The organism is Myxococcus sp. MxC21-1, from assembly GCF_032612255.1.
Lineage (GTDB): Bacteria > Myxococcota > Myxococcia > Myxococcales > Myxococcaceae > Myxococcus > Myxococcus virescens.
Window position 1 is genome coordinate 8615616 of the sequence record NZ_CP123278.1, and the last position, 20501, is coordinate 8636116.

A 20501-nucleotide genomic window follows, 5' to 3' on the forward strand; every position below is an offset into this window, starting at 1 on the left:
GCTGCAGAAGGGCTCCGGGACGGAACCGGGGTCGCCCTGGAGGGCCATGGCGGATGCCTCCCCGCGCTCAACGTGGCCATCCTCGCCGCCAGGTGCACCAGCTCCGGCGCGGACTTCCGCTCCCAGGCCGTGTCCTCCGGACGCGGCGTGCGAAGCGGAGCGCGCCCTTCTGACACCGCTGCAACCTTGCACCGCCAGACACCTGCGCACACTGGGGCGCCTTGAGGCACACCCTGGGCGTCTGGCTACGGTGCCCCCCGTTCAGCCACTCGGGAGGTCGCGACATGACGGAGTCCACGCAACACGGCCAGGCACAGCACGGACGACCCTGGGTGCCCTGGCTGGTGACGGCGTTGGTGGTGCTGATGTCGGGCGGCGTGATGTATCTGGCGCACCGCGGAACGAGCCAGGCCGAGGCATTGGCGGAGCAGTCCCGCCAGTCCGCGGTGGAGGCCGCCACGCGGGCGCGTGACGCGGAGGCCGCGCGGCTGCAGCTGGAGCAGAAGTTGGCGGCGCTGGAAGCCGAGCGCGCCCAGCTCGCCACGGAGAAAGAGCAGCTCAGCTCGGAGAAGGAACAGCTCAGCCAGACGGTGCAGGAGCAGGAGGCGGAGCTGGCGAAGCTGAAGGCGACCTACGACGACCTGCAGGACAAGATGAAGGCGGAGATCGCCGATGGCGCCATCCGCCTGTCCCAGGCCGAGGGCCGCATCCAGGTAGACCTGGTGGACAAGGTGCTGTTCGACTCCGGCGACGCGAGCATCAGCGCGCGCGGCCAGGAGGTGCTGACGCGGCTGGGCAGCGTGCTGGCCAAGGTGGAGGACAAGTCCATCCAGGTGTCGGGCCACACGGATGACTCGCCCCCGTCGCAGAAGCTGCAGAGCACCTTCCCGTCCAACTGGGAGCTGTCCGTGGCGCGCGCGGTGAACGTGGTGCGCTTCCTCCAGGACACTGGCGGCGTGCCCGCGCGCCGGCTGGTGGCGGCGGGCTACGGGCAGATGCGGCCGGTGTCCACCAACGCGACCCCGCAGGGCGCGCGCGCAACCGGCGCATCGAGGTGCTCCTCATGCCGGACCTGCCCTCCAAGCGCACGCCGGCCGCGGCCGTCCAGCGCGCGGTCGCGGGTGGCACCGCGGCCAAGGCCCAGGCGAAGCCCGCGCGCGGGGCGAAGTAGCCGCGCGCCGCAGGCCGCGCCTTTCCGCTACTGCTTCTCCACCGACTCCAGCAGCTTGCGGAAGGCCTTCTCCGAAGCGGCCACCGTCTTCTCCGGGCCCGTCAGCTTGAAGAAGACGGCGCCCTGGGCGCCCTCGACGATGGCGCCCAGCAGCCGGAAGCCGGGCTTGGGCGTCGAGGGGCCCATCATCGGCCCGCCGCCCGTGTACGTGCCCTTCACGTCCACCGTCGTCAACGGCATGCCGTTGACCTTCTCCGCCTTCGTCTTCGACTTCTCCTGGGGAATGGGCTTGCCGTCCGCCGTCTGGAACTGGCCCACCCAGCGCTTCACGTTGGCGTCCACCGCGCCGCCCTGGCCCTGGCCGAAGTAGAAGACGGCCAGCTCCGCGCCCTCCGTGTCGCCCTTCGCCGCGGGAATCTTGTACGTCGCCGCGCGCATCGGCCGAGCCCCTGCACCGCCCAGTCCGCGGGCGCCGTCCACTTCAGGCCCCCGCCTCCTCCGCATGCGCCACCACGGCAACGGCCACCACCAGCACACCCAATAGTCGGTTCATGCGCGGCAGCGTAACCGCCCGGGGCCCACTGCGCAGCGTGTCAACGACCGCCCGTCTCACAACCTCGCACGCGCCATCACAAGTGACACGACGCGTCAAGTCCCTTGTCTTCCTGCCAACCCATGGACGTGGTACGCCACGGACGTTTCCAGTCCAGTCATCCCAACCCAGGACTTGGAGGGGGTTGTACCCATGAGAAAGGTGTTGTTCCTCGGGGCCTTTGCCCTGGGCGCCTCGGCCTGTACTCCCGATATCGCCCAGGATCCGCCGCGGAGCCCCGAAGACTCCGTCGTCGCGGAGTTCGATCCGACCGGGTCTCCGCCCGTCGTCCCGTCTCCCAACGACCTGGCCATCGTCAACGGTCTGGTCAACGCGCCCATCAACCCTCAGGCCTCTCCCGCGGAGCAGGAGTTCACGCGCGACTACGTGAACACGCTCAACGGCTTCCCGACCACGGTCACCGCGACCACCCGCATCCGGGGCCTGGAGGCGGGAACGGTCAACGCGAACACGGTGAAGGTCATCGACGTGTACGCGGGTACGCCGCTGGCGAAGCCGGCGACGCCCAGCTACATCGGGTACAACGAGGAAACCAACCTCGTCACCATCATCCCCCCGCTGCCCGGAGGCTGGCCCAAGGGTGGCCGCTACGCCGTGGCCATCATCGGCGGTGAGAACGGCGTGAAGACGACGGATGGCAAGCCGGTCATCCCGTCCGCCACGTGGGCCTTCGCCAGCTCCACCGAGCCGCTGGTCACCTGCGACGACCTGGATGCGCCCAACTGCCAGACGGCCACCGAGCTCATCCCCTCCACGGAGACGGAGCCCGCCGCCCGCCTGGCGGACCAGACGGCCAGCGCCCTGCGGCTGGAGCAGCTGCGCCGCGGCTACGCGCCCATCCTGAAGGAGGTGTCCGAGCAGTTCAGCGTGAAGCGCGAGGACATCGTCCTCCTGTGGACCTTCTCCATCATGGACCACCCGGAGGCCACCTTCGATCCGGGCAACGGCGTCGTCCCCTTCCCCAATGACCTGCTGCGCAACCCCGAAACCGGGAAACTGGCCCTGCCGGTGCCCCCCGGGGCCGGCCCCGCGCAGAGCCTCATCCTGGGCCTCAACACCCTGGACGGCTGGTCCACCACCGCGCCCATCGTGTCGGAGAACGGCGCGAAACGCGGCGCCATCGACACGGGCTCCCTGCTGGACGCGAACACCGTGCGCCTGAAGATCGGCTTCACGCCGGACGACGAGACGGAGCCGAAGACCACGCTGCGCTTCGTCAAGCTGAACAACCACACCTCGGGCACCAACCCCCAGGTGAAGGTGTGCTTCAACTGCGAGCCCGTCGTGGAGGGCCTGACGCCGGCGCCGAACTCGCCGCAGCAGCTCCAGATTGTCCCGGAGGTGCCGCTGGACGAGGCCACCCAGTATGGCGTGGTGATGCTGCGCGGCATGAAGGACACGATGGGCCGCACCGTGGCGCCCACCGCCGCGCAGGCGCTGATGCGCATGGCCAACCCGCTGGTGGACGCCAACGGCAAGAGCCAGGTGGCCGCCGTTCCTGACACGCTCGCCCAGGACCTGGAGCCGGTGCGTCTGGGCATGAAGTCGCTGTTCGACGGCCTGGAGGCCGCGGGCATTCCGCGCAAGGACATCAACCTGGCGTGGGCCTTCACCACCCAGAGCACCCGCTCCATCCTCGAGCGGCTGAACGCGGCCCCCACGCCGGTGCCCGCCGACCCCGTCTACCTGGTGGACCAGACGGCCTCCATCAAGGGCACGATGGACGCCCTGACGCTGGAGAACAACGCGGTGGGCCGTGTCTTCATCGGCGCGTACCACTCGCCCTTCCTCCTGGATGACGCACAGGGCACGCTCAACCGCGCCACGCCGCGCATCGACCGCGTCCCGTTCATGCTCTTCACGCCCGCCGGCCCGGTGCCCGCGGACGGCTACCCGGTGGTCATCTACGGCCATGGGCTGACGGGCAACCGCACCAACATCATGACGGTGGCCAACAACTTCAACGCGGCGGGCTACGCCGTGGCGGCCATCGACACCGTGTTCCACGGTGAGCGCGCCAGCTGCGCCGGCATCAGCGAGAACGCCCCGGTCATCATCGACGCGAACCGTGATGGCGTCCCCGAGCTCACCATCACCACGCCGGACGAGGCCTGCGACGACGGCGACACCTGCGACGTGACGGCGGGCAGCCCCACCTTCGGCCGCTGCGTGTCGAACAACACGCCGGCCTGCAACGTGGGGCCGACCGCGTCGCCGCACGGTGACCTGTTCTGCTCCAGCCAGGGCCTGGGCCGCTGCGTGGCCGCGCCGGGTAGCGCCACCGGCACCTGCGAGGGCGGCGACTTCGCCCGCCCGGGTACCAATCAGCCGCCGTACGTCTCTGGCGCGGGCTTCCTGAACCTGGTCAACCTGTTCGCCACCCGCGACAACTTCCGCCACCACGTGGTGGACTTTGCCCAGCTGGTGCGCGCGCTGGACACCGACACCCTCAACGGCCGCCTGGTTGCCGCGGGCGCCGGTACGCTGAACACCAGCCAGTTCAGCTACGTGGGCCAGAGCCTGGGCGGCATCCAGGGCGTCCTGTCCGCCTCCGTGTCCCCCGTCGTGGGCCGCACGGCGCTCAACACGGTGGGCGGTGACCTGGTGGACATCCTCCTGACGGCCACGGACCCGGCGTTCGTGCGGTACCGCTCAGGCTTCTTCCAAACCCTGGAAGGCATCGGCCGCGCCCCGGGCACGCCGGAGTTCTACGAGTTCATCACCCTGGCGCGCACCATCCTGGACCCGGCCTCGCCCCGCAACTACGGCAAGTACCTGGAGCACTGGCCCGAGGACGCTTCCAAGCCGTCGCTCCCCGAAAACCGCGATGCGTTCATCCAGTACATCGAGGGGGACATGGTCATCCCCAACGCGGTGACCGAGGGCCTCATCAGCGCGGCCAACCGCCCGCTGGTCGGCGTCTCCGAGCCCCCCACGGTGCAGACGTACCTGGCGAAGGACGGGATGGGCCTGCCGACGGACGTGCGTCACGCGTTCTTCGGCATCGTGGACCCGTCGCTGGACCCCAGCTCGGCGGCCAGCCAGTTCCTCCGGTCCGTGCGCAACACCGCGCAGAACCAGGTCATCCAGTTCCTGAACACGGGCGTCGCGTCGCCCACCCCGTAACGGCCTCCAGAGAGAGAACGAACCCACATGAAGAAGACACTCTCCCTCATCACGTTGCTCGCCGCCGGGACGACCCAGGCCGCGGGCTTCCAGGTCAACACCCAGAGCGCACGCTCCTCGGGCATGGCCAACGCGGCGGCGGCGTGGCTGGATGACTCGTCCGCCATCTACTCCAACGCGGCCAACATCCTGGGCGTGGAGAAGCTGGACGTCACCGCGGGCGTCACCGGCATCCTCCCCAGCCTGCAGTTCACCCCCACGGATGGCCTGGTGCAGGGGCAGAAGACGACGCTGTCCCCGCCGCCGCACGTGTTCGCCGTGTACAAAATCACGGACTCGCTGGCGGCCGGCGTGGGCTTCTACACGCCGTTCGGCGCGAGCAGCCGGTGGGAAGACGGGTTCGTGGGCCGCTTCCGCGCCCAGGAGTCCGCGCTGTCCATCTACAACATCAACCCCACGGTGGCGTACCAGCTGCACGACCGCTTCCGCGTGGGCGCGGGCCTGAACATCACCCGCGGCACGCTGGAGCTGAAGCGCGCCCTGGGCTTCGTCACCAGCGAGGGCGGTGCACCTGGGCGGCGCGGGCTGGGGCCTCGGCTTCAACGCCGGCGTCCAGGCCGTGGTGGTCCCCAAGCTCGTGACGTTGGGCGTGCAGTACCGCAGCGCCATCGGCATGACGTTCAAGGGCGACGCGGACTTCCAGAACGTGCCGCCGGCCTTCCAGGGCCGCCTGCCGGACACCCGCGTGGAGGGTGACGTCAAGCTGCCGCAGTCGGTGGTGGCGGGCATCGCCGTCACGCCGCTGGACCGCCTGACGATTGCGTTCGACGCCAACTGGGTGGGCTGGTCCAGCTTCCCGGAGCTCGCCATCGAGTTCCCGGACAACCCGGCCATCAACAACCCGCTGCCGAAGAACTGGCGCTCGACGTGGAACTTCCACCTGGGCGGTGAGTACGGCATCACCGACGCGCTGCAGGTGCGCGCCGGCGTGCTGCTGGACCCGGCGCCCAGCCCGGATGACACGCTGACGCCGGACCTGCCGGACGCGGACCGCTTCGGCGTGTCGGCGGGCGTGGGCTACAGCTTCGGCGCCGTGCGCGTCGACGCGGCCTACCAGTTCGTCACCCTGTCCGACAAGAACAGCACCGCGCCGGGCATGACGGGTACCTACAACGGCACGGCCCAGGTGTTCGGCCTGACGCTCGGCTACACCATGTAGTCTTCCGGCACCGTCCGGACCTCACCGCGCCCGGGTCTCCTCACGGAGGCCCGGGCGTTGTGTTTCCAACGCCAGCCCTTCGCGTCAGACGCGCAGGTCTCCGTCGTGCAACACCCGCCCGGAGGCCAGCGCCAGCGCCTGCGCCGTGCGCTGGAGCCGCTCCGTGCCCATGCGCATCAACTGGCCCTTGAGGCCTGGCTGACTGAGCAGGTGCTTCTGGAAGGCGTCGCGCTCCAGCCGCAGGACCACGCCCGCCACGTCCGCGCGCACCGTGGCGGACACCGGCTTGTCCAGCAGCAGGGAGATTTCACCGAAGACGTCGCCCTCGCGCAGCGCGGACAGCGCCACGCGCCGTCCATGAGGTTGCTCCAGCCACGGCGTACAGCGCCCACGCAGCAGCACGTAGAAGGCGTCTCCCGGCTGGCCCTGCGTCATCAGCGCCTCGCCCGCGGCGACGGAGCGCAGCTCGAAGTCGCGCGACACCGCGGCCTTCTGCGCGGGCGACAGCTGATTGAAGAGCGGGTTGCTGCGCAGCAGGTTCTCCACCATCCGCCGCCGGTAGAAGGCGTCCACCACCGCCGTCACGTCCGGGTGCCGCGCCGCCACCGCCTCCATGTGCTGGCGCGTGAGCTCCAGCAGCACCGCGCGCTCGGTGGCCACCACGGAGGCCAGCCGAGGCCCCTCGGAGATGAGCGCCAGCTCCCCGAAGAAGTCCCCGGGCGTCACGGTGCCCACGCTCCGCCGTTGGCCGTCCTCCAATGCGCGCACCACGTCCGCGCGGCCCTCCACCAGGGCGAACATGGAGGCGCCCGGCGTCCCCTCCTCCACCACCGTCTGCCCCGGAAAGAAGGCGCGCACCTGGAGCACCTCGAGCAACGCGACGAAGGTCTCCCGGCTCACCTGCGAGAGGATGGGCAGCCCGGTGACCCCTCCTCCGCGACATGCGCCCGGGTGGCCTCCTCGGGCACCGCCGCGCCCGGCGGCAGGGCGAAGCGCTCCGCCAGCACGCGCGCGGTGCGCACAAGCGCGGCCTGGGGCGCGCCCAGTCGAGGCAAGGCCACGCACGCGGCCACCGCGCGCAGGGGCTGGCCCGCCTTCGCCCAAGCCAGCGCGGCCTCCTGGTACGCGGCGACAGCGTCCGCGGGACGGCCGAGCCACTCCAGCAGCTCCGCCACCTTCTGACGCACCTCCGCGTCGTCCGGGGCGTCCTTCACCACGCCCTGGTATTCCGCCAGGGCCTCCTCCAACCTGCCCTCGCTGGCGAGCTGGACGGCCCGCGGCCTGTCCGCGCCGTGCACGTGCGCCATGGCCGTCTCCCCTGCTACGCGCTGAGCGCGCGCACGCGCTCCGCGAGCTTTTCCGTGAAGAGGCGGAGGATGCGCAGCGCGGCCGCCTCGTGCGTGTCCAGGTAGTGCTGGAAGTCCACGCGCGTCACCCGCAGGGCCCGCACGTCCGTGCGCGCGCACACCTGCGCGGACGTGTCTCCGTCCAGGATGAGGGAGACTTCGCCGATGAAGGCTCCAGGCCCCAGCGTGTTGAGCAACCGGGCGCCGGGCCCCGGACCGGCGAGCACGTCCACCGTCCCCTCCAACAGCACCAACAGCCCCGAGCCGGGCGCGCCCTTCTCCAGCACCGTGGCCCCCTGCGCGAACTGCACCGGCCGCGCCAGCTGGTAGAGGTCCTTCATGTCCACCAGGGACAATTCGCCGAAGAGGGGAATGGCCTTGAGGTATTCGTAGCCGTCCGGCGGCGGCGGTGGCGGCGCGCGGGCGGGCTCCACCGACGGACCGCCATTCAGGTTCAGGTGACGCAGCAGCCGCGTGTGCTCCGCCTGGAGCGCGATGTCACCCCGAAGCTCCGGCTCCTGGAGCGCATCCGCCAGCAGCACCAGCGCCCGCCACGACTCCCCTGCGCGTCCAGCAGCGCGCTCATCCGCAGCACCGCCTCACGCCGCGCCACCGCGATTTCCGGAGACACGGCACGCAGGGACTCCAGCTCCGCGTGCGGGTTGCCCAGCTCGCGGTACACCGCGGCGGCCTCCATGGGACGGCGCAGCCGGGTGAGACAGCGGGCCATGGCCTCGCGCGCCTGCAGCGACTCGTACAGCGACAGCGCCCGCTCCAGCGCGCCGCCGCGCTCGAAGGCCGTCGCCGCCCGGGCCGGTTCACCCGCGCGCAGCCACGCCTCCGCGGCCGGGAGCAGCGCACCCGCCTGCTCGTGGAGCTGTGCGACTTCGGCCGCGGCGCCATCCACCTCCAGCACCCGCGCGGCGCCAGCGAAGTCACGCGCCCGCCGCAGCACCGACACCAGGGTGACGCGAGCGGACGCGGACGCGCGCGAGGACTCCTCCAGCACGACGTCCCGCTGCGACGCCGCCAGGGCCTCGTAGATGCGGACGGCCACGTCCACCGTCCCCTGCGCCACCGCCTCCCAGAAGGGCCGCGTGCCCGTGCTGGCGGGCAGCTCGTCACCGTGCCCCGGCTCCACCGTGGAACGCGCCATGCCGTGAACTCCCCCAGGCACCCCTGGGCCCACCCCCTGGGCTCTCCACGTGCCGGATTGGCGCCGTGCGTAGCAGACCCCATGAAGGGAGGCGAGCGTCCTCGCGAGGCAGGCGTCTTCCACATGGAAGACGCCGCCCCAGGCCGCGTTCAGTCCACCTTCGTCGGGAACGGGTTGCGCTCGGCGAAGCCGCGCTGGTGCCAGTACGGGTAGGTGGGCGTCACCGCGCTGGCCGCGTCGAGCCGGGCCACCTGGTCCGGGGTGAGGTTCCACCCCACCGCGCCCAGGTTCTGCCGGAGCTGCTCCTCGTTGCGCGCGCCGATGACGATGGTGGACACGGAGGGGCGCTGGAGCAGCCAGTTGATGGCGACCTGGGGCACCGTCTTCCCCGTCTCCGCGGCGACGGCATCGAGCGCGTCCACCACGCGAAAGAGGTACTCCTCGGAGAGAGGCGGCGCCCCCTGGGCGTTGAGCGAGGACTGCATGCGGGAGCCCTCGGGCCGGGGCTGTCCCCGGCGAATCTTCCCCGTCAACCGCGCCCAGCCGAGCGGGCTCCACACGACGGTGCCCACCTTCTGGTCCAGGGCGAGGGGCATCAGCTCCCACTCGAACTCCCGGCTCACCAGCGAGTAGTAGGCCTGGTGCGCCACGTGCCGCGCGAGGCCGTACTTCTCCGAGGTGGCGAGCGACTTCATCAGGTGCCAGCCGGAGAAGTTCGACGCGCCGATGTAGCGAATCTTCCCGGCGCGCACGAGGTCGTCGAGCGCCCGCAGCGCCTCCTCGACGGGCGTGAGCGCGTCGAAGGCGTGCAGTTGGTAGAGGTCGATGTAGTCGGTGCCCAGCCGCTTCAGGCTGGCCTCCACCGCGCGGGTGATGTGGAAGCGCGAGGAGCCCACGTCGTTCGGTCCCTCACCCGAGCGGAAGGTGCCCTTCGTGGAGAGGATGACCTTCTCCCGACGACCGGAGATGGCCTTGCCGAGAATCTCCTCCGCCAGGCCGCCCGAGTAGTTGTCCGCGCTGTCGAACATGTTCAGCCCGGCCTCCAGGCTGATGTCCACCAGACGCGTGGCCTCCTCGACCCCGCTGCTGCCCCACACCTTGAAGAAGTCCCCCTGGCCTCCAAAGGTCCCCGTCCCGAGCGTCAACACCGGGACCTTGAAGCCAGAGCCGCCGAGCTGCCGATATTCCATTCCCATAGAGGGGCCTCCTGGTAACGGGCGCGCCCCAGGGGCTCAATCGGAATGCGCGACCTGGGGCGCGATTCCCCCCGCTATGTTCCAACGCAGTGAACGTTAACGTGGGGGCCGGCACGTTCTCCCGGAGTCCATTGGAATGAAGTCGCGCATCACGGTTGCCTGGAGCACCGTCGCGTCCCTCCTGGCCGTGCTGCCTGGAGCGGCGGCGCATGCCCACGCCGGCCTCCCGGAGACGTCCAACATCACCCTCCGCCGAGGCCACCCCCAGGACTTCTTCTCCGGGACGACGTTCGGTGCGGTCATCTCCCGCGACAGCGGCAAGACCTGGCGTTGGGTGTGTCCGGATGCCATGGGGTACGGCGGATGGCGCCCGGAGGCCTACCTCTGGCGGGAGACCGGCGACATCCTCGCCGCCACCGGCAGCGCCCTGCTGCACTCGCCGGATGCAGGCTGCTCCTGGCGCACGCATCCCTTCTTCAAGTCGACCTGGGTGACGGGGCTGGCGGCCCACCCCACCGATGACCGCGTTTTCCATGCCGTCACCGGACGGCCCGGCATCGCCAACGGCCTGTACCGCTCCGACGACGGCGGAGAGACGTGGACCGCCTCGCCGCTGCTGCGCACGGGGCTGGAGCTGAACGCGGTCCGCGTGTCCCCGGTGGACCCCCGCCGCCTCTACGTGTCGGGCGTCTCCAACAACCAGATGGTGGTGCTGCGCAGCGACGACGCGGGCGACACCTGGCAGGAGTTCCCCCATGCGCTCCCAGAATTGCTGCGGCCCTACGCGCTGACCGTGGTGGCGGTGGACCCCGTCGCCGTGGATGTCGTGTGGGTGCGTGTCTCCGCGCAGGGCTACACGCACCTGCTGCGCAGCGATGACGGGGGCCGCACGCTGACGCAGGTGACGGTGCTGGATGACACGTTCATCAACATGGACCTGTCCTCCGACGGCGGCACCGCCTGGGTGGGCACCCTCAACTACTTCTTCATGGGCTCGAGCACCGGCCCGCTGGAGAAGCAGCCCCTGCCCACCGGCAACGCGTGCGTGCTGCGCGACGGCGAGACGCTCTACGGCTGCGGCTCCACCTGGCTGCACGACTGGGCCCTGGCGCGCAGCACGGACCAGGGGCGCACGTGGGAGCACATCTTCGCGCTGTACGAAATCCAGGGCACGCAGCTGTGCCCACGCGGAACCCCGTGCGGGACCTCTGCCCGACCCGCTGGCCGCAGCTCGCGGAGCAACTGGGCGCTCCGCTCTACCCGGATGGTGGCGTGGAGGAGCCGCCACCGCCGCCGGATGCGGGGACCCCGGACGCGGGCACGTCCGACGCGGGGCAACAGCCGCCCGAGCAGCGCCCACCCGAGCCGAAGTCCGGTGGCTGCGCCGCCGCGGCGGGCCCCGCCCTGCCCCTGCTGTTGTTGCTGTCCTCCCTCCTCCCGAGGCGCCGTGGCCCACGGCGTCCACATCGATAGGCTTCTGATGACACTCCCGATTCGAAAGCGGCGGTGGGCCCCCTGCGCGGCCGTGCTGCTGATGCTGGGCGCCGCCTGCGACGGCGAGGACGCGCCACGGGACGAAGCGTGCGGCGAACCCCTCTACGGCGGCGAGGCCACCGACGAGGCGTGGCGAACCTTCGTCGACGCGCAAGGCCGGCCCACGGACAGCTCCCAGGCGGTGACGCTGGAGTCCCCGTCCCGGGCCAGACCTATGCGATGGACGCGGCGCCGCCCACGTGGCGTTGGACGTCTCCGCTGGCCTCCCGGCTGCCTTCGCGCGAGACGCCCCGCTCCATGCTGGCGTGGCTGGGCAACCTGCTGCTGCCGTCCGCCCAGGCACATCTGCCGCCCGTCACCGGCGACTTCTACTGGGTGCAGGTCACCGTGCCCGGGCGGCGATGTCCGGTGGAGCTGCTGACGTCGAACATGGAGTGGCAGCTCGACGCGGCGACATGGGACACGCTCCGTGCCGCCCCGGGTCAGGACCTCCGCGTCCAGGTGACCAGCGCCTACCTGGTCCAGAACCGGCTGCGTGAAGGTCCGTATCGCCTGGAGTCACCACGCACCATCCGCGTGGAGGATTCGCGATGAGCCACCGGACACCGTGGTGGATGCCCGCGCTGGCGCTGCTGATGGCCGGCTGTGATGAGAACTCGGCGCGGGTGGTGGGCGTGGCGCCACCGGACGGGCTGGACTACGCGCACGAGGAGCCCTGGCGGGAAGGAACGTTCATTCCGCCGCCGGGCCCCGGCGGACGCATCCTGGTCACCAACAGCCTGGATGACACCCTCAGCCTGGTGGAGCTGGCCACCGTGGGCACGCCGGACTTCCGCGAGCTGGTGCGCGTGCCAGTGGGGCTCAACCCGGTGGAGCTGGAGGGGCCGCACCACACCGCCGTGTCACCCGCGGGGGACTTCTATTACGTCGGCATCTCCAACTACGTGCCAGGGGGTGGCTCGGGGCCGCATGGTGCCCACGGCACGGGCGCGGATGACGGTTACTGCCTGAAGCTGGACGCGCGCGACAACCGGCTCGTGGGCTCGGTGCGGGTGAATCCCAATCCCGGCGACGTCATCATCAGCGCGGATGGGAGCACGCTGTACCAGACGCACTTCGACACGCTGAAGATTGCCGAGATGGCGCGCCAGGGCCGCCCCGAGTCGGACATGAACGCGAACCTGGCCATCATCGACGCGCGGACCATGACCCGAAAGGCCATGGTGGAGGTGTGCCCCGCGCCGCACGCGGTGCGCCTGTCCGCCGACGAGCGCACGGCCTACATCGCCTGCTGGTCGGACGAGGTGGCCATCGTCGACCTCGCCGAGGCGAACACGCCGGTGACGCGGGTGAAGGTGGCGGCGGGCTCGGGCGACGCGAAGGCGCCCCGGCACCAGCCCTACGCGCTGACCCAGTCCCCCACCACGGGCGAGGTCTGGGTCAGCTCCATGGCCAGCCGGCAGGTGCACGTGCTCAATCCCCAGACGCGCACCATGATGCCCGAGCGCGCCGTGCCGCTGCGCGGGCCGCCGATGTTCGGCGCGTTCACCGCGGATGGCCGCACGCTGTACATGCCCTACCAGTTGGTGGACGCGCTGGCCGTCATCGACCCGGAGACGGGCACCGTGCTGCGCGAGGTGCAGCTGGCGGACGCCGGCTGTCTCAACGTGCATCAAATCACGCTGACGCCCGACGAGCGCATCGGCCTGGTCGTCTGCGAAGGCGACCACGTGGGGCCGGGCACGTTGCACGCGGTGGACCTGACGGAAGGCACGGTGGTGGGCACGGTGGAGGTGGGCATCTTCCCGGACTCGGTGAGCATCCTGCGGGGGCAGCCATGAAGCGCGCGGCATGGGGGTGGTGGCGCTGGCCCTGGTGCTGACCGGCTGCGACGACAGCGGCGATGGCCGCGTGCCGGCGGCGGAGTACGGCGAGGTGCTGTTCAACGACTCGCGGCTGTCGGAGAGCGGCTTCAACAGCTTCTCGTGCGCGACATGCCACGCGACGACGCCCACCGCGCCAGCGGGGCGGATGGACTCCGGCTACACGCTGTATGACTCGGCGTTCCGGGAGAGCTGGTGGGGCGGCTTCGAGACGCGCCTGCTGGACGCGGTGAACTTCTGCTACGTCAACTTCATGCGGGGTGTGACGCCGCTGCCGAAGGACTCGCCGCAGAGCCGGGCGCTGTACGAATACCTGGTGAGCATCAGCCCGAGCCCGTCCGCGCCGGCCCGTCCCTTCACGGTGGTGAAGGACATCGTCGAAGTCACGCGCGGTGACGTGACGCGCGGACAGCAGGTCTACGTGGAGGCCTGCCAGAGCTGCCACGGCGAGCCCCACACCGGCGCGGGCCGGCTGACCGAGCTGGCGTCGATTCTGCCGGAGGTGACGAACGACTACGACGCGCTGTTCCCCGGCGTGCCCAAGTCACTGGTCGTCATCGAGAAGGTGAGGCACGGCCAGTTCTTCGGTGTCGGGGGCAACATGCCGCTCTACAGCCTGGAGTCCCTGTCTGACGAGGACCTGGGCGCATTGCTGGCATTCCTGGCTTTGTGACGGGACCTGCGTGTTCCGGTGGAGCCCACGGGCCACCGGACATAACCTCGCCGCGGACACACACGTGGGAGCGAGAATGGGGTTCTGGGGCAGGCTTTTCGGGAGGAAGACACCAGCGGCCGGCGAGGTTCCTCCCGGCTCCTCCAAGGCCTGGGCGGTGGAGCCGCGCGAAGCGCTGATGCGGCAGGTGGAGGCCCTGCTGCGCGCCGACCCGGCGGTGGAGAAGGTGGAGCGGCGCACGCAGGACTACGGCCTGGACATCACCCGCGCCGGAAGTGACGGCACCTTCTTCCTGGACAACCTCTTCGCGGACACGCGCGAGCTGCCGCCCGAGCAACGCGTCCAGCTCATCCAGCGCTACCTGCGCGCGCTGTGGCAGGAGTCGCCGGATTCGCTCCACTGGGAGCAGGCCCGCGAGCTGCTCCTGCCCGTACTGCGCGCGTCCACCTTCGGCATGTCGCTGCAGAAGCCGGCGGAGGCGGACCGGGAGATGGTGGGGCGGCGGACACTGCCCTTCCTGCGCGAGCTGCTGGTGATGGACCTGCCGGAGTCCGCCATGTTCGTCCAGCGCCGGCACCTGGAGACCTGGGGCGTCACCGAGGACGAAGCCTTCACGGCGGCCCACGCGAACCTGGCCCGGCTCCCGGACGAAGGCGTGGAGCTCTACGACGAGGAGCACGGCCCGCTATGGACGGTGGAGACGCGCGATACCTATGAGACGTCCCGGCTGCTGCGCCCGGGGTTCCTCGCGTCCTTCGCCAGTCGCGTGGAGGGCCGGCCCATCGCCATCCTCCCGGAGCGCTCCACCCTGCTCATCGGTGGCGACGCGCGTCCGGAGCTGGTGGCACGGCTGACCGAGAGCGCAGAGCGGGAGTACGCGGCCGCGTCCCGATGCCTGACGCCCGCCCTGTACACGGTGGACGACGCGGGACGCGTGGTGCCCTACGTGCACCCCGGTCAGGACGTGCTGGCGAACCGGGTGCGGCTGGCCCACGTCCGTCTGGCGCTGGCGGAGTACAGCGCCCAGAAGGAGGAGCTCGACGCGCTCCATGCGGAACAGGAGGTGGACCTGTTCGTCGCCAGCTACAGCGCGACGGCGCGCAAGCGGGACGAGTTCCCCATCTCCTGGTGTGTCTGGTCGCACGACGTGGACGCCCTGCTGCCGGAGGCGGACATGGTAGCCGTGCGTCCCGCGGGGGAAGGTGATGAGTTCTTCACCGTGCCGTGGCGGGAGGTGCAGCGCATCGCGGGCCGTTGTCTCACGCCAGTGCCGGAGCTGTGGCCACCGCGCTACCGCACCACGGAGCAGCCATCCCCGGAGATGGTGAAGCAACTTCGCGCCGCGCAGGTCACCTTCGAGGATTACCAGGCACCCTGAGTCGGAGGACCGCACGATGCTCGCTTGCGTGGACGTGGACTACCGCCCCGAACTCACCGTGGCCGCGTGCGTGCTGTTCCGAAATTGGGCGGATGCGAACGAAGCCTCGCACCTGGTGGAGCATGGGCCAGCCGCCGCGCCTTACGAGCCCGGGCAGTTCTACCGCCGCGAGTTGCCACACCTGCTCCGGGTGCTAGCGCGGGTGGAGGTGCCACTGGAGGCCATCATCGTGGATGGCTATGTGTGGCTCGGCGAGGACCGGCCCGGCCTGGGGGCGCACCTGTACGAAGCGCTCAACCGGGAGGTGCCCGTCATCGGCGTGGCGAAGACGGCCTATGTCACCACCGGGCCCTCTGTGCCCGTGCTGAGGGGGAAGAGCCTGCGGCCGTTGTTCGTCGGAGCAGCGGGTATGGACGCGGCCACAGCGGCGGAGCACATCCGGCGAATGCATGGGCCATCTCGCACGCCCACGATGTTGAACCGGGTGGACCGGCTCTGCCGCATGTCCTGAGCGGGGCGGCGAAGCCAAACCCCCGACATTTCCGAACAGCGACTGTCGCCTCTCCGCCCGAGGAGCAACCATCCTCCTGGAATCCTTGCGCCAGGGGGCTTACCTTTGACAGTGGATGTCCTCGCACCCGACCTCACAGCTGGGCTTGTTCGACACGGCGGCGCCCGAGCGCGCGGACGTGGAGACGGACCTGCGCGCGAGCACCAGCGTGCAGCGTAGGCTTCCGGCGCGTGAGGAAGCGCGGCCACTGGCGGCGGAGCGGCCTGTAAGCACTGGCGTGCAGCGCCGACATCCCTCGGGTGATGAAGCGTTGCCACTGGCGACAGAGCGGCGCGCGACCACCGGCGTGGAGGACCGGCGTCCCGTGTATGAGCGTGATGAAGCGTTGCCACTGGCGACGGAGCAGCGCGCGAGCGGCGTGCCGGAAAGCCGACTCCCCGCGCGCGAGGAAGCCCTGCCGCTGGCGGCGGACCTGGCACGGCGGTTGTCTTCGATTCTTGGCTTGCCGGTTCACCTACGGCTGACGGACAACCGGGCCACTCTGGTGAGCTTCCGCCGGGGTGAGGAGGGGCTGCGGCTGCGCATCCACCACCTCTTCCTGGGAGCACCGGACGCGGTGGTGCAGGCCATGGCGGCCTATGCGGGCCGGGCGGATGCGCAGGCGGGCGAGGTGCTGGAGTCCTACGCGCACGCGCACAACGAGCGCGTCCGCAGGGAGCGTCGGCCGGGAAAGCCGCTGCGCACGCGGGGCCGCTGCTTCGACCTGCAGGCCATCTTCACGCGGCTCAACGCGAGCTGGTTCGACGGCCGAGTGCAGGTGGACGTGGGCTGGGCGCGCAAGCCGGCGGGCACAAAGCGTCGCAGCATCCACGTGGGCGGCTATGACGCGCGGCTACGCGAGATTCGAATCCACCCCGCGTTGGACCGGCCGCATGTGCCCGCCTTCGTGGTGGACTACCTCGTCTTCCACGCGATGCTGCACGCGGACCTCGACGACGGAACGGGCAACGAGGGCCGCTGCGCACCCGAGCACACGTCGGCCTTCCGCGAGCGCGAAGCCCTGTTCCCGCTACGTGACACAGCCCAGCGCTGGCTGGGCGACAATCACGCATCCCTTCTGCGCGGCCGATAGCGAGGAGGCGGCTCGCACGGGCCGCGCTACTTCTGCACGGAGAGAATGACCCACGTAGCCGTATCCACGGCGTACACGACGGGAACGTCCGAGAGAGGTGGCCCTTCCATGTCGCGGCATGCGTCCGGCCGGGCCAAGAAGCTGACGAAGACCACGGCATTCGCCCCAGGAACAGCCGTCACGTCGTAGGACTGGCGCTGGGAGGCACAAACCTCCGTGGGCGTAGCGCCTCGACGCGGCTTCGCCCCCAACGGAAGAAAGTCCTCCATTGCGAATGCGACGGCAGCGGCAATCGCGCCTGGCAGGACGTGCTGCCCATCGGTGGGAAGCACAACGGGAAATCGGTAGCGAGCCGCTTCGTCGGGAGGCGCCGTCGCGGGCCGAGGCGCCCGCGACAACACACAGCCCGAGAGCAACACCAAGCAGAGCGGAACGAATAGCCAACATTCAATCTGCGCCCCCATGAACCTCGACTGCATTCCCATACACATATGACGCCCACAGATAGCGCAGGCTTGTCCCCGCGTGACACAGCCCAGCGCTGAATGGGCGACAGGCTGACGTCCCCCCCCCGTGCGCCGGAACAGTAGCGGCGATGGGCCTTGCCGATGCATGCTCGGGGAATGCGTTACTTCAGCGTGGAAGAAGCCAACCGGCTGGTGCCGCTGTTGACGCGCACCTTCGAACGGGTCCGCCCGTGGGTGGAACGTGCCCAGCAGCTCGCGGATGAACTGGGCGCCGCGCCCAGGCCCAACGACCCGAGCTTGGCCGCCCTGCGCGACGAGCGTGACACCCTCCTCGAGCGCATCCGCGGCGAGCTCCTCCAGTTCCAGGAGATGGGCCTGGAAATCAAGGGCGCGGAAGGCCTCGTGGACTTCCGCGCGAACCGGGGCGGAGAGCAGGTCTACCTGTGCTGGCGCTTCGGAGACCCCGCCGTCTCCCACTGGCACCCCCTGCTCGAAGGCTTCGCGGGACGGCGTCCCATCGAAAGCCCGGACGACTTCGCCCCCACGTACCTCAGCTAGCCGCCCCGCCGCCGAAGCTCTTCTGCAAGAGCGACATCTTGTTCCGCGCCGACAACAGCTGCTGACGCAGGGAGTCCGCCTGCCGGGCCACGTCGAGGAACGCCTGCTCCTCCGCGGCCTGTGCCAGCGAATGGGCCTCGTCCGCGACCAGGGACATCCGCTCCTGGAGTGCCTGGAAGGTCCCCGCCAGCGCGGCGTTCTCCTCCGGCGTCTTCGCCGCCTGCCGCTGCTGCGCGAACTGCTGCATCTGCACGTTCAGCTCGCCCGCGTTCTGTCCCAACGCGCCGTAACGCACGAGCAGGTCCTTGAAGACCTCGGTGCGCCGCTGGAGCTCCTGCGCACGCAGGTGGATGGCCTCGGCTTGCGCCTGCTGCCGATCTCTCACCTTCGAGATGGCCCCCACCAGCGCCGTCACCCGCCCCCGGAGCTGCTCATCCAGGTCCGCCAGCCCCTGCAGCATCGCCGACGCGCGCTCCAGATGCTTCTCGGATTGAAGTGGCGCCTTCTCGAGCTGCTCGGCCTGGGACTCGAAGCGCGCCAACTCCGCGTCGAGTGCCCGGGCGGCAACCACCAGCTCGGAGTCCTGAAGCTTGTCACGCTTGCTCATCGTGGGCAGGACCATGACATTTCCCAAGAGAAGGCGCCGCACCCAAGCAAGCACCGAGCGCCCCCAAGCGTCTTCGGAACGACGCGGTAGCGCGCGAAGGAAGCAGGCGCCCCAGGTCGCCTGCTGGCCTGGCCGCCCGGCAACCCCTGGCCGTGAGGCTCGATGCGCCCACGGTGTGCTCGCCAGCGGCGTCCGTCATCCCCAACTTCCGGACATCTGACGTCACGAGGTGCACACATGCCCATGGGTTTCTCACGCTCCGTGCTCGTTACCGGCGCCACTGGCCAGCAGGGGGTGCCGTCGCACGGAAGCTCTTGCAGCGCGGCCACCGCGTCACCGCCTTCATCCGCCACGCGGACTCCCCCACCGCCCGCGAGCTCGAGTCGCTCGGCGCCGAGCTGGTCGTCGGGGACTACGACGACCTGGACGCCATCGCCCAAGCGGCCCAGGACATGGACACCATGTTCGCCACCGCCACGCCCTTTGGCCCGGGCGGCGTGCAGGCGGAGGTCCGCCACGGGAAGAACCTGGCGGACGCGGCCCGGCTCGCGCGCGTACAGCACTACGTCTACTCGTCGGTGGCCGGAGCGGACCGCCTGACGGGCATCCCCCACTTCGACAGCAAGCACCGCATCGAGATGCACGTGCGCGGCAGCGGCCTGCCCTACACCATCCTCGGGCCCACCTTCTTCATGGAGAACTTCACCAGCGGCATGTTCGAAGAGGGGCTGAAGGCGGGCGTGCTCGCCATGGGCCTGTGGCCCACGCGCGGCCTGCAGATGGTGGCCCTGGAGGACCTCGCGGCCTTCTCCGTCCGCGTCATGGAGGAGCCGGAGCGCTTCGAGGAACAACGCATCGAGGTGGCCTCCGACGAGGTGACGGGCCAGCAGGCCGCCGGGCTGCTGTCCATGGTGAGCGGCCACCGCATCCACTACGAGCAGCTTCCCCTGGACTACATCCGCGAGCGCAGCGAGGACCTGGCCGCCATGTACGAGTGGCTGGACCGCAAGGGCTACCAGGCGGACATCCTCACGCTGCGGCACCGCTTCCCGGAGGTCCGCTGGCACACCTTCGAGGACTGGGCGCGCGGACAGGACTGGAGCGCCCTGACTTCTCCCGCGTGGCCCCATGCCGCCGCGGAGCCCGTCTCCCCATGAGCCCCCAAGGCCCGGCGCGGCGGGCCGTCCTTCAGTGAAGCGTCGGCGAGACGTCCCGCATGGACGCGCGAGGGAAGCCCTCCAACAACGACGCCTCGTCGGACACCCCCAGCTCGCGCCGCAGCGTCGGGCCGTCCATGGGCAGACCGAAAAGCGCCGCCGTGGGCACCCAGTCCAGGGCCGCGGCCACCAGGGGCCCCAGGCCCACGAGCGCCACCGCCGCGCCTCGCGACGTCCCTGCCGCCAGTCCGCCCACCACCATCCCAGCGCCCGTCACGATGCGGAGCCACCGCCCCGGCCGCGACGCCAAGAAACCAACGACCATGTGCACCTCCCAGGGCCGAAGATGGCCACGTCCTGGCGGGCGGCCACCCGGGCCAGAGCCCCGCACGGGTGGAACGCCGGGCAGCCAGGCAGGCACCCACGGGCGCCCTGACCGGGCGCCTGCTCGCCGTGCATCTCACGCGGGCTTCACCGGTGCGGCGCCCCGCCTGTCCGCTGCCAGCTTGCGGGGTGAAAGCCAGCTTTCGCGCACGGGGCTCCACGGACCGCCCTGGGGGAGGCAACCATGTTCAGCCGTTCGGAAATCCACAAGGGGATGAAGGTGCGCGGCAACGACGGGCACGTTCTCGGACGCATCATCGAGATGAAGGGGGATGAACTCATCGTGGAGAAGGGCCTCATCCGCCGGCATGACTTCGCGGTGGCCCTGGCGGACGTGCGTGAAGTCGTGGGCGGAGAAGTCGTGCTCAACCACGGGCGGGACAGCCTCTTCTCCGCGCCCCGGGAAGTCCCGCCCACGAAGCACTGACGG

18 protein-coding genes and 2 pseudogenes are annotated in these 20501 nt (G+C 70.3%); 14 read left to right on the forward strand and 6 right to left on the reverse strand.

From position 1 onward, the window contains the following. The first annotated feature begins 284 nt into the window (after positions 1 to 284). The 4 genes and pseudogenes from QEG98_RS38785 to QEG98_RS38800 all read left to right on the forward strand — a co-directional run bounded on the left by QEG98_RS38785 (position 285) and on the right by QEG98_RS38800 (position 6129). A complete protein-coding gene (locus QEG98_RS38785) occupies positions 285 to 1541 on the forward strand; it encodes a flagellar motor protein MotB (RefSeq protein ID WP_316564911.1) in 1257 nt (418 codons plus the stop codon). Positions 1542 to 1916: 375 nt separating this feature from the next. Then, complete coding sequence (locus QEG98_RS38790) at positions 1917 to 4910, forward strand: hypothetical protein (RefSeq protein WP_316564912.1); 2994 nt, start codon at positions 1917 to 1919, stop codon at positions 4908 to 4910. Positions 4911 to 4937: 27 nt separating this feature from the next. Then, positions 4938 to 5402, forward strand: a pseudogene (locus tag QEG98_RS38795) (OmpP1/FadL family transporter); the annotation flags it as partial. A 130-nt stretch (positions 5403 to 5532) separates the two neighbouring features. Then, on the forward strand, positions 5533 to 6129 hold the full coding sequence (locus QEG98_RS38800) for an OmpP1/FadL family transporter (RefSeq protein ID WP_316568038.1): 597 nt from the start codon (positions 5533 to 5535) through the stop codon (positions 6127 to 6129). Between the two features lie 84 nt (positions 6130 to 6213). Here the strand turns inward: QEG98_RS38800 and QEG98_RS38805 are convergent, their stop codons facing one another. The 4 genes and pseudogenes from QEG98_RS38805 to QEG98_RS38825 all read right to left on the reverse strand — a co-directional run bounded on the left by QEG98_RS38805 (position 6214) and on the right by QEG98_RS38825 (position 9821). Continuing rightward, positions 6214 to 7029 carry a cyclic nucleotide-binding domain-containing protein gene (locus QEG98_RS38805; protein ID WP_316564913.1) on the reverse strand — a complete coding sequence of 272 codons (816 nt, stop codon included), beginning with the start codon at positions 7027 to 7029 and terminating at the stop codon, positions 6214 to 6216. Then, entirely contained in the window at positions 7026 to 7436 is a 411-nt protein-coding gene (locus tag QEG98_RS38810; protein ID WP_316564914.1) for a tetratricopeptide repeat protein, read from the reverse strand. Before QEG98_RS38810 ends, QEG98_RS38805 begins: the two co-directional genes overlap by 4 nt. A gap of 14 nt (positions 7437 to 7450) precedes the next feature. Further along, a pseudogene (locus QEG98_RS42550) lies at positions 7451 to 8631 on the reverse strand (cyclic nucleotide-binding domain-containing protein). A 149-nt stretch (positions 8632 to 8780) separates the two neighbouring features. After that, positions 8781 to 9821, reverse strand: a complete 1041-nt coding sequence (locus QEG98_RS38825; RefSeq protein ID WP_316568039.1) for an aldo/keto reductase — start codon at positions 9819 to 9821, stop codon at positions 8781 to 8783. Positions 9822 to 9963: 142 nt separating this feature from the next. Here QEG98_RS38825 and QEG98_RS38830 point away from each other — a divergent pair, with 142 nt between their 5' ends. The 8 genes from QEG98_RS38830 (at position 9964) to QEG98_RS38865 (ending at position 17923) form a co-directional block, all read left to right on the forward strand. Continuing rightward, positions 9964 to 11742: a WD40/YVTN/BNR-like repeat-containing protein gene (locus QEG98_RS38830; protein ID WP_410477904.1), complete on the forward strand. Its 1779-nt coding sequence runs from the start codon at positions 9964 to 9966 to the stop codon at positions 11740 to 11742. An 8-nt stretch (positions 11743 to 11750) separates the two neighbouring features. Beyond that, entirely contained in the window at positions 11751 to 11915 is a 165-nt protein-coding gene (locus tag QEG98_RS42555) for a hypothetical protein (RefSeq protein WP_410477905.1), read from the forward strand. Then, positions 11912 to 13162 carry a hypothetical protein gene (locus QEG98_RS38840; RefSeq protein ID WP_316564918.1) on the forward strand — a complete coding sequence of 417 codons (1251 nt, stop codon included), beginning with the start codon at positions 11912 to 11914 and terminating at the stop codon, positions 13160 to 13162. The genes QEG98_RS42555 and QEG98_RS38840 overlap by 4 nt, the downstream gene beginning before the upstream one ends. A gap of 10 nt (positions 13163 to 13172) precedes the next feature. After that, the gene (locus QEG98_RS38845) at positions 13173 to 13877 is read left to right on the forward strand and encodes a c-type cytochrome (protein ID WP_316564919.1); all 705 of its coding nucleotides are present in this window, start codon (positions 13173 to 13175) and stop codon (positions 13875 to 13877) included. Positions 13878 to 13953: 76 nt separating this feature from the next. Beyond that, positions 13954 to 15255 carry a DUF1444 family protein gene (locus tag QEG98_RS38850; RefSeq protein WP_316564920.1) on the forward strand — a complete coding sequence of 434 codons (1302 nt, stop codon included), beginning with the start codon at positions 13954 to 13956 and terminating at the stop codon, positions 15253 to 15255. A 16-nt stretch (positions 15256 to 15271) separates the two neighbouring features. Beyond that, positions 15272 to 15766: an endonuclease V gene (locus QEG98_RS38855; protein WP_316564921.1), complete on the forward strand. Its 495-nt coding sequence runs from the start codon at positions 15272 to 15274 to the stop codon at positions 15764 to 15766. 115 nt (positions 15767 to 15881) lie between these two features. Beyond that, positions 15882 to 16898: a hypothetical protein gene (locus QEG98_RS38860; protein WP_316564922.1), complete on the forward strand. Its 1017-nt coding sequence runs from the start codon at positions 15882 to 15884 to the stop codon at positions 16896 to 16898. 623 nt (positions 16899 to 17521) lie between these two features. Next, on the forward strand, positions 17522 to 17923 hold the full coding sequence (locus tag QEG98_RS38865; protein ID WP_316564923.1) for a DUF2203 domain-containing protein: 402 nt from the start codon (positions 17522 to 17524) through the stop codon (positions 17921 to 17923). On the opposite strand, the gene QEG98_RS38870 is transcribed toward QEG98_RS38865, so the two are convergent. Next, positions 17916 to 18530 (reverse strand): hypothetical protein, encoded by a 615-nt coding sequence (locus QEG98_RS38870; protein ID WP_026114088.1) that lies wholly within the window; start codon positions 18528 to 18530, stop codon positions 17916 to 17918. The two genes, QEG98_RS38865 and QEG98_RS38870, sit on opposite strands and share 8 nt — an antisense overlap. A 314-nt stretch (positions 18531 to 18844) precedes the next feature. Between QEG98_RS38870 and QEG98_RS38875 the strand changes: the two genes are divergently transcribed. Then, entirely contained in the window at positions 18845 to 19687 is an 843-nt protein-coding gene (locus QEG98_RS38875; RefSeq protein ID WP_316564924.1) for an NmrA/HSCARG family protein, read from the forward strand. A 31-nt stretch (positions 19688 to 19718) separates the two neighbouring features. Here the strand turns inward: QEG98_RS38875 and QEG98_RS38880 are convergent, their stop codons facing one another. Beyond that, a complete protein-coding gene (locus QEG98_RS38880) occupies positions 19719 to 20012 on the reverse strand; it encodes a YgaP-like transmembrane domain (protein WP_228559447.1) in 294 nt (97 codons plus the stop codon). Between the two features lie 243 nt (positions 20013 to 20255). On the opposite strand from QEG98_RS38880, the gene QEG98_RS38885 reads away from it, so the two are divergent. Beyond that, complete coding sequence (locus QEG98_RS38885; RefSeq protein ID WP_090495672.1) at positions 20256 to 20498, forward strand: DUF2171 domain-containing protein; 243 nt, start codon at positions 20256 to 20258, stop codon at positions 20496 to 20498. Positions 20499 to 20501 lie beyond the last annotated feature (3 nt).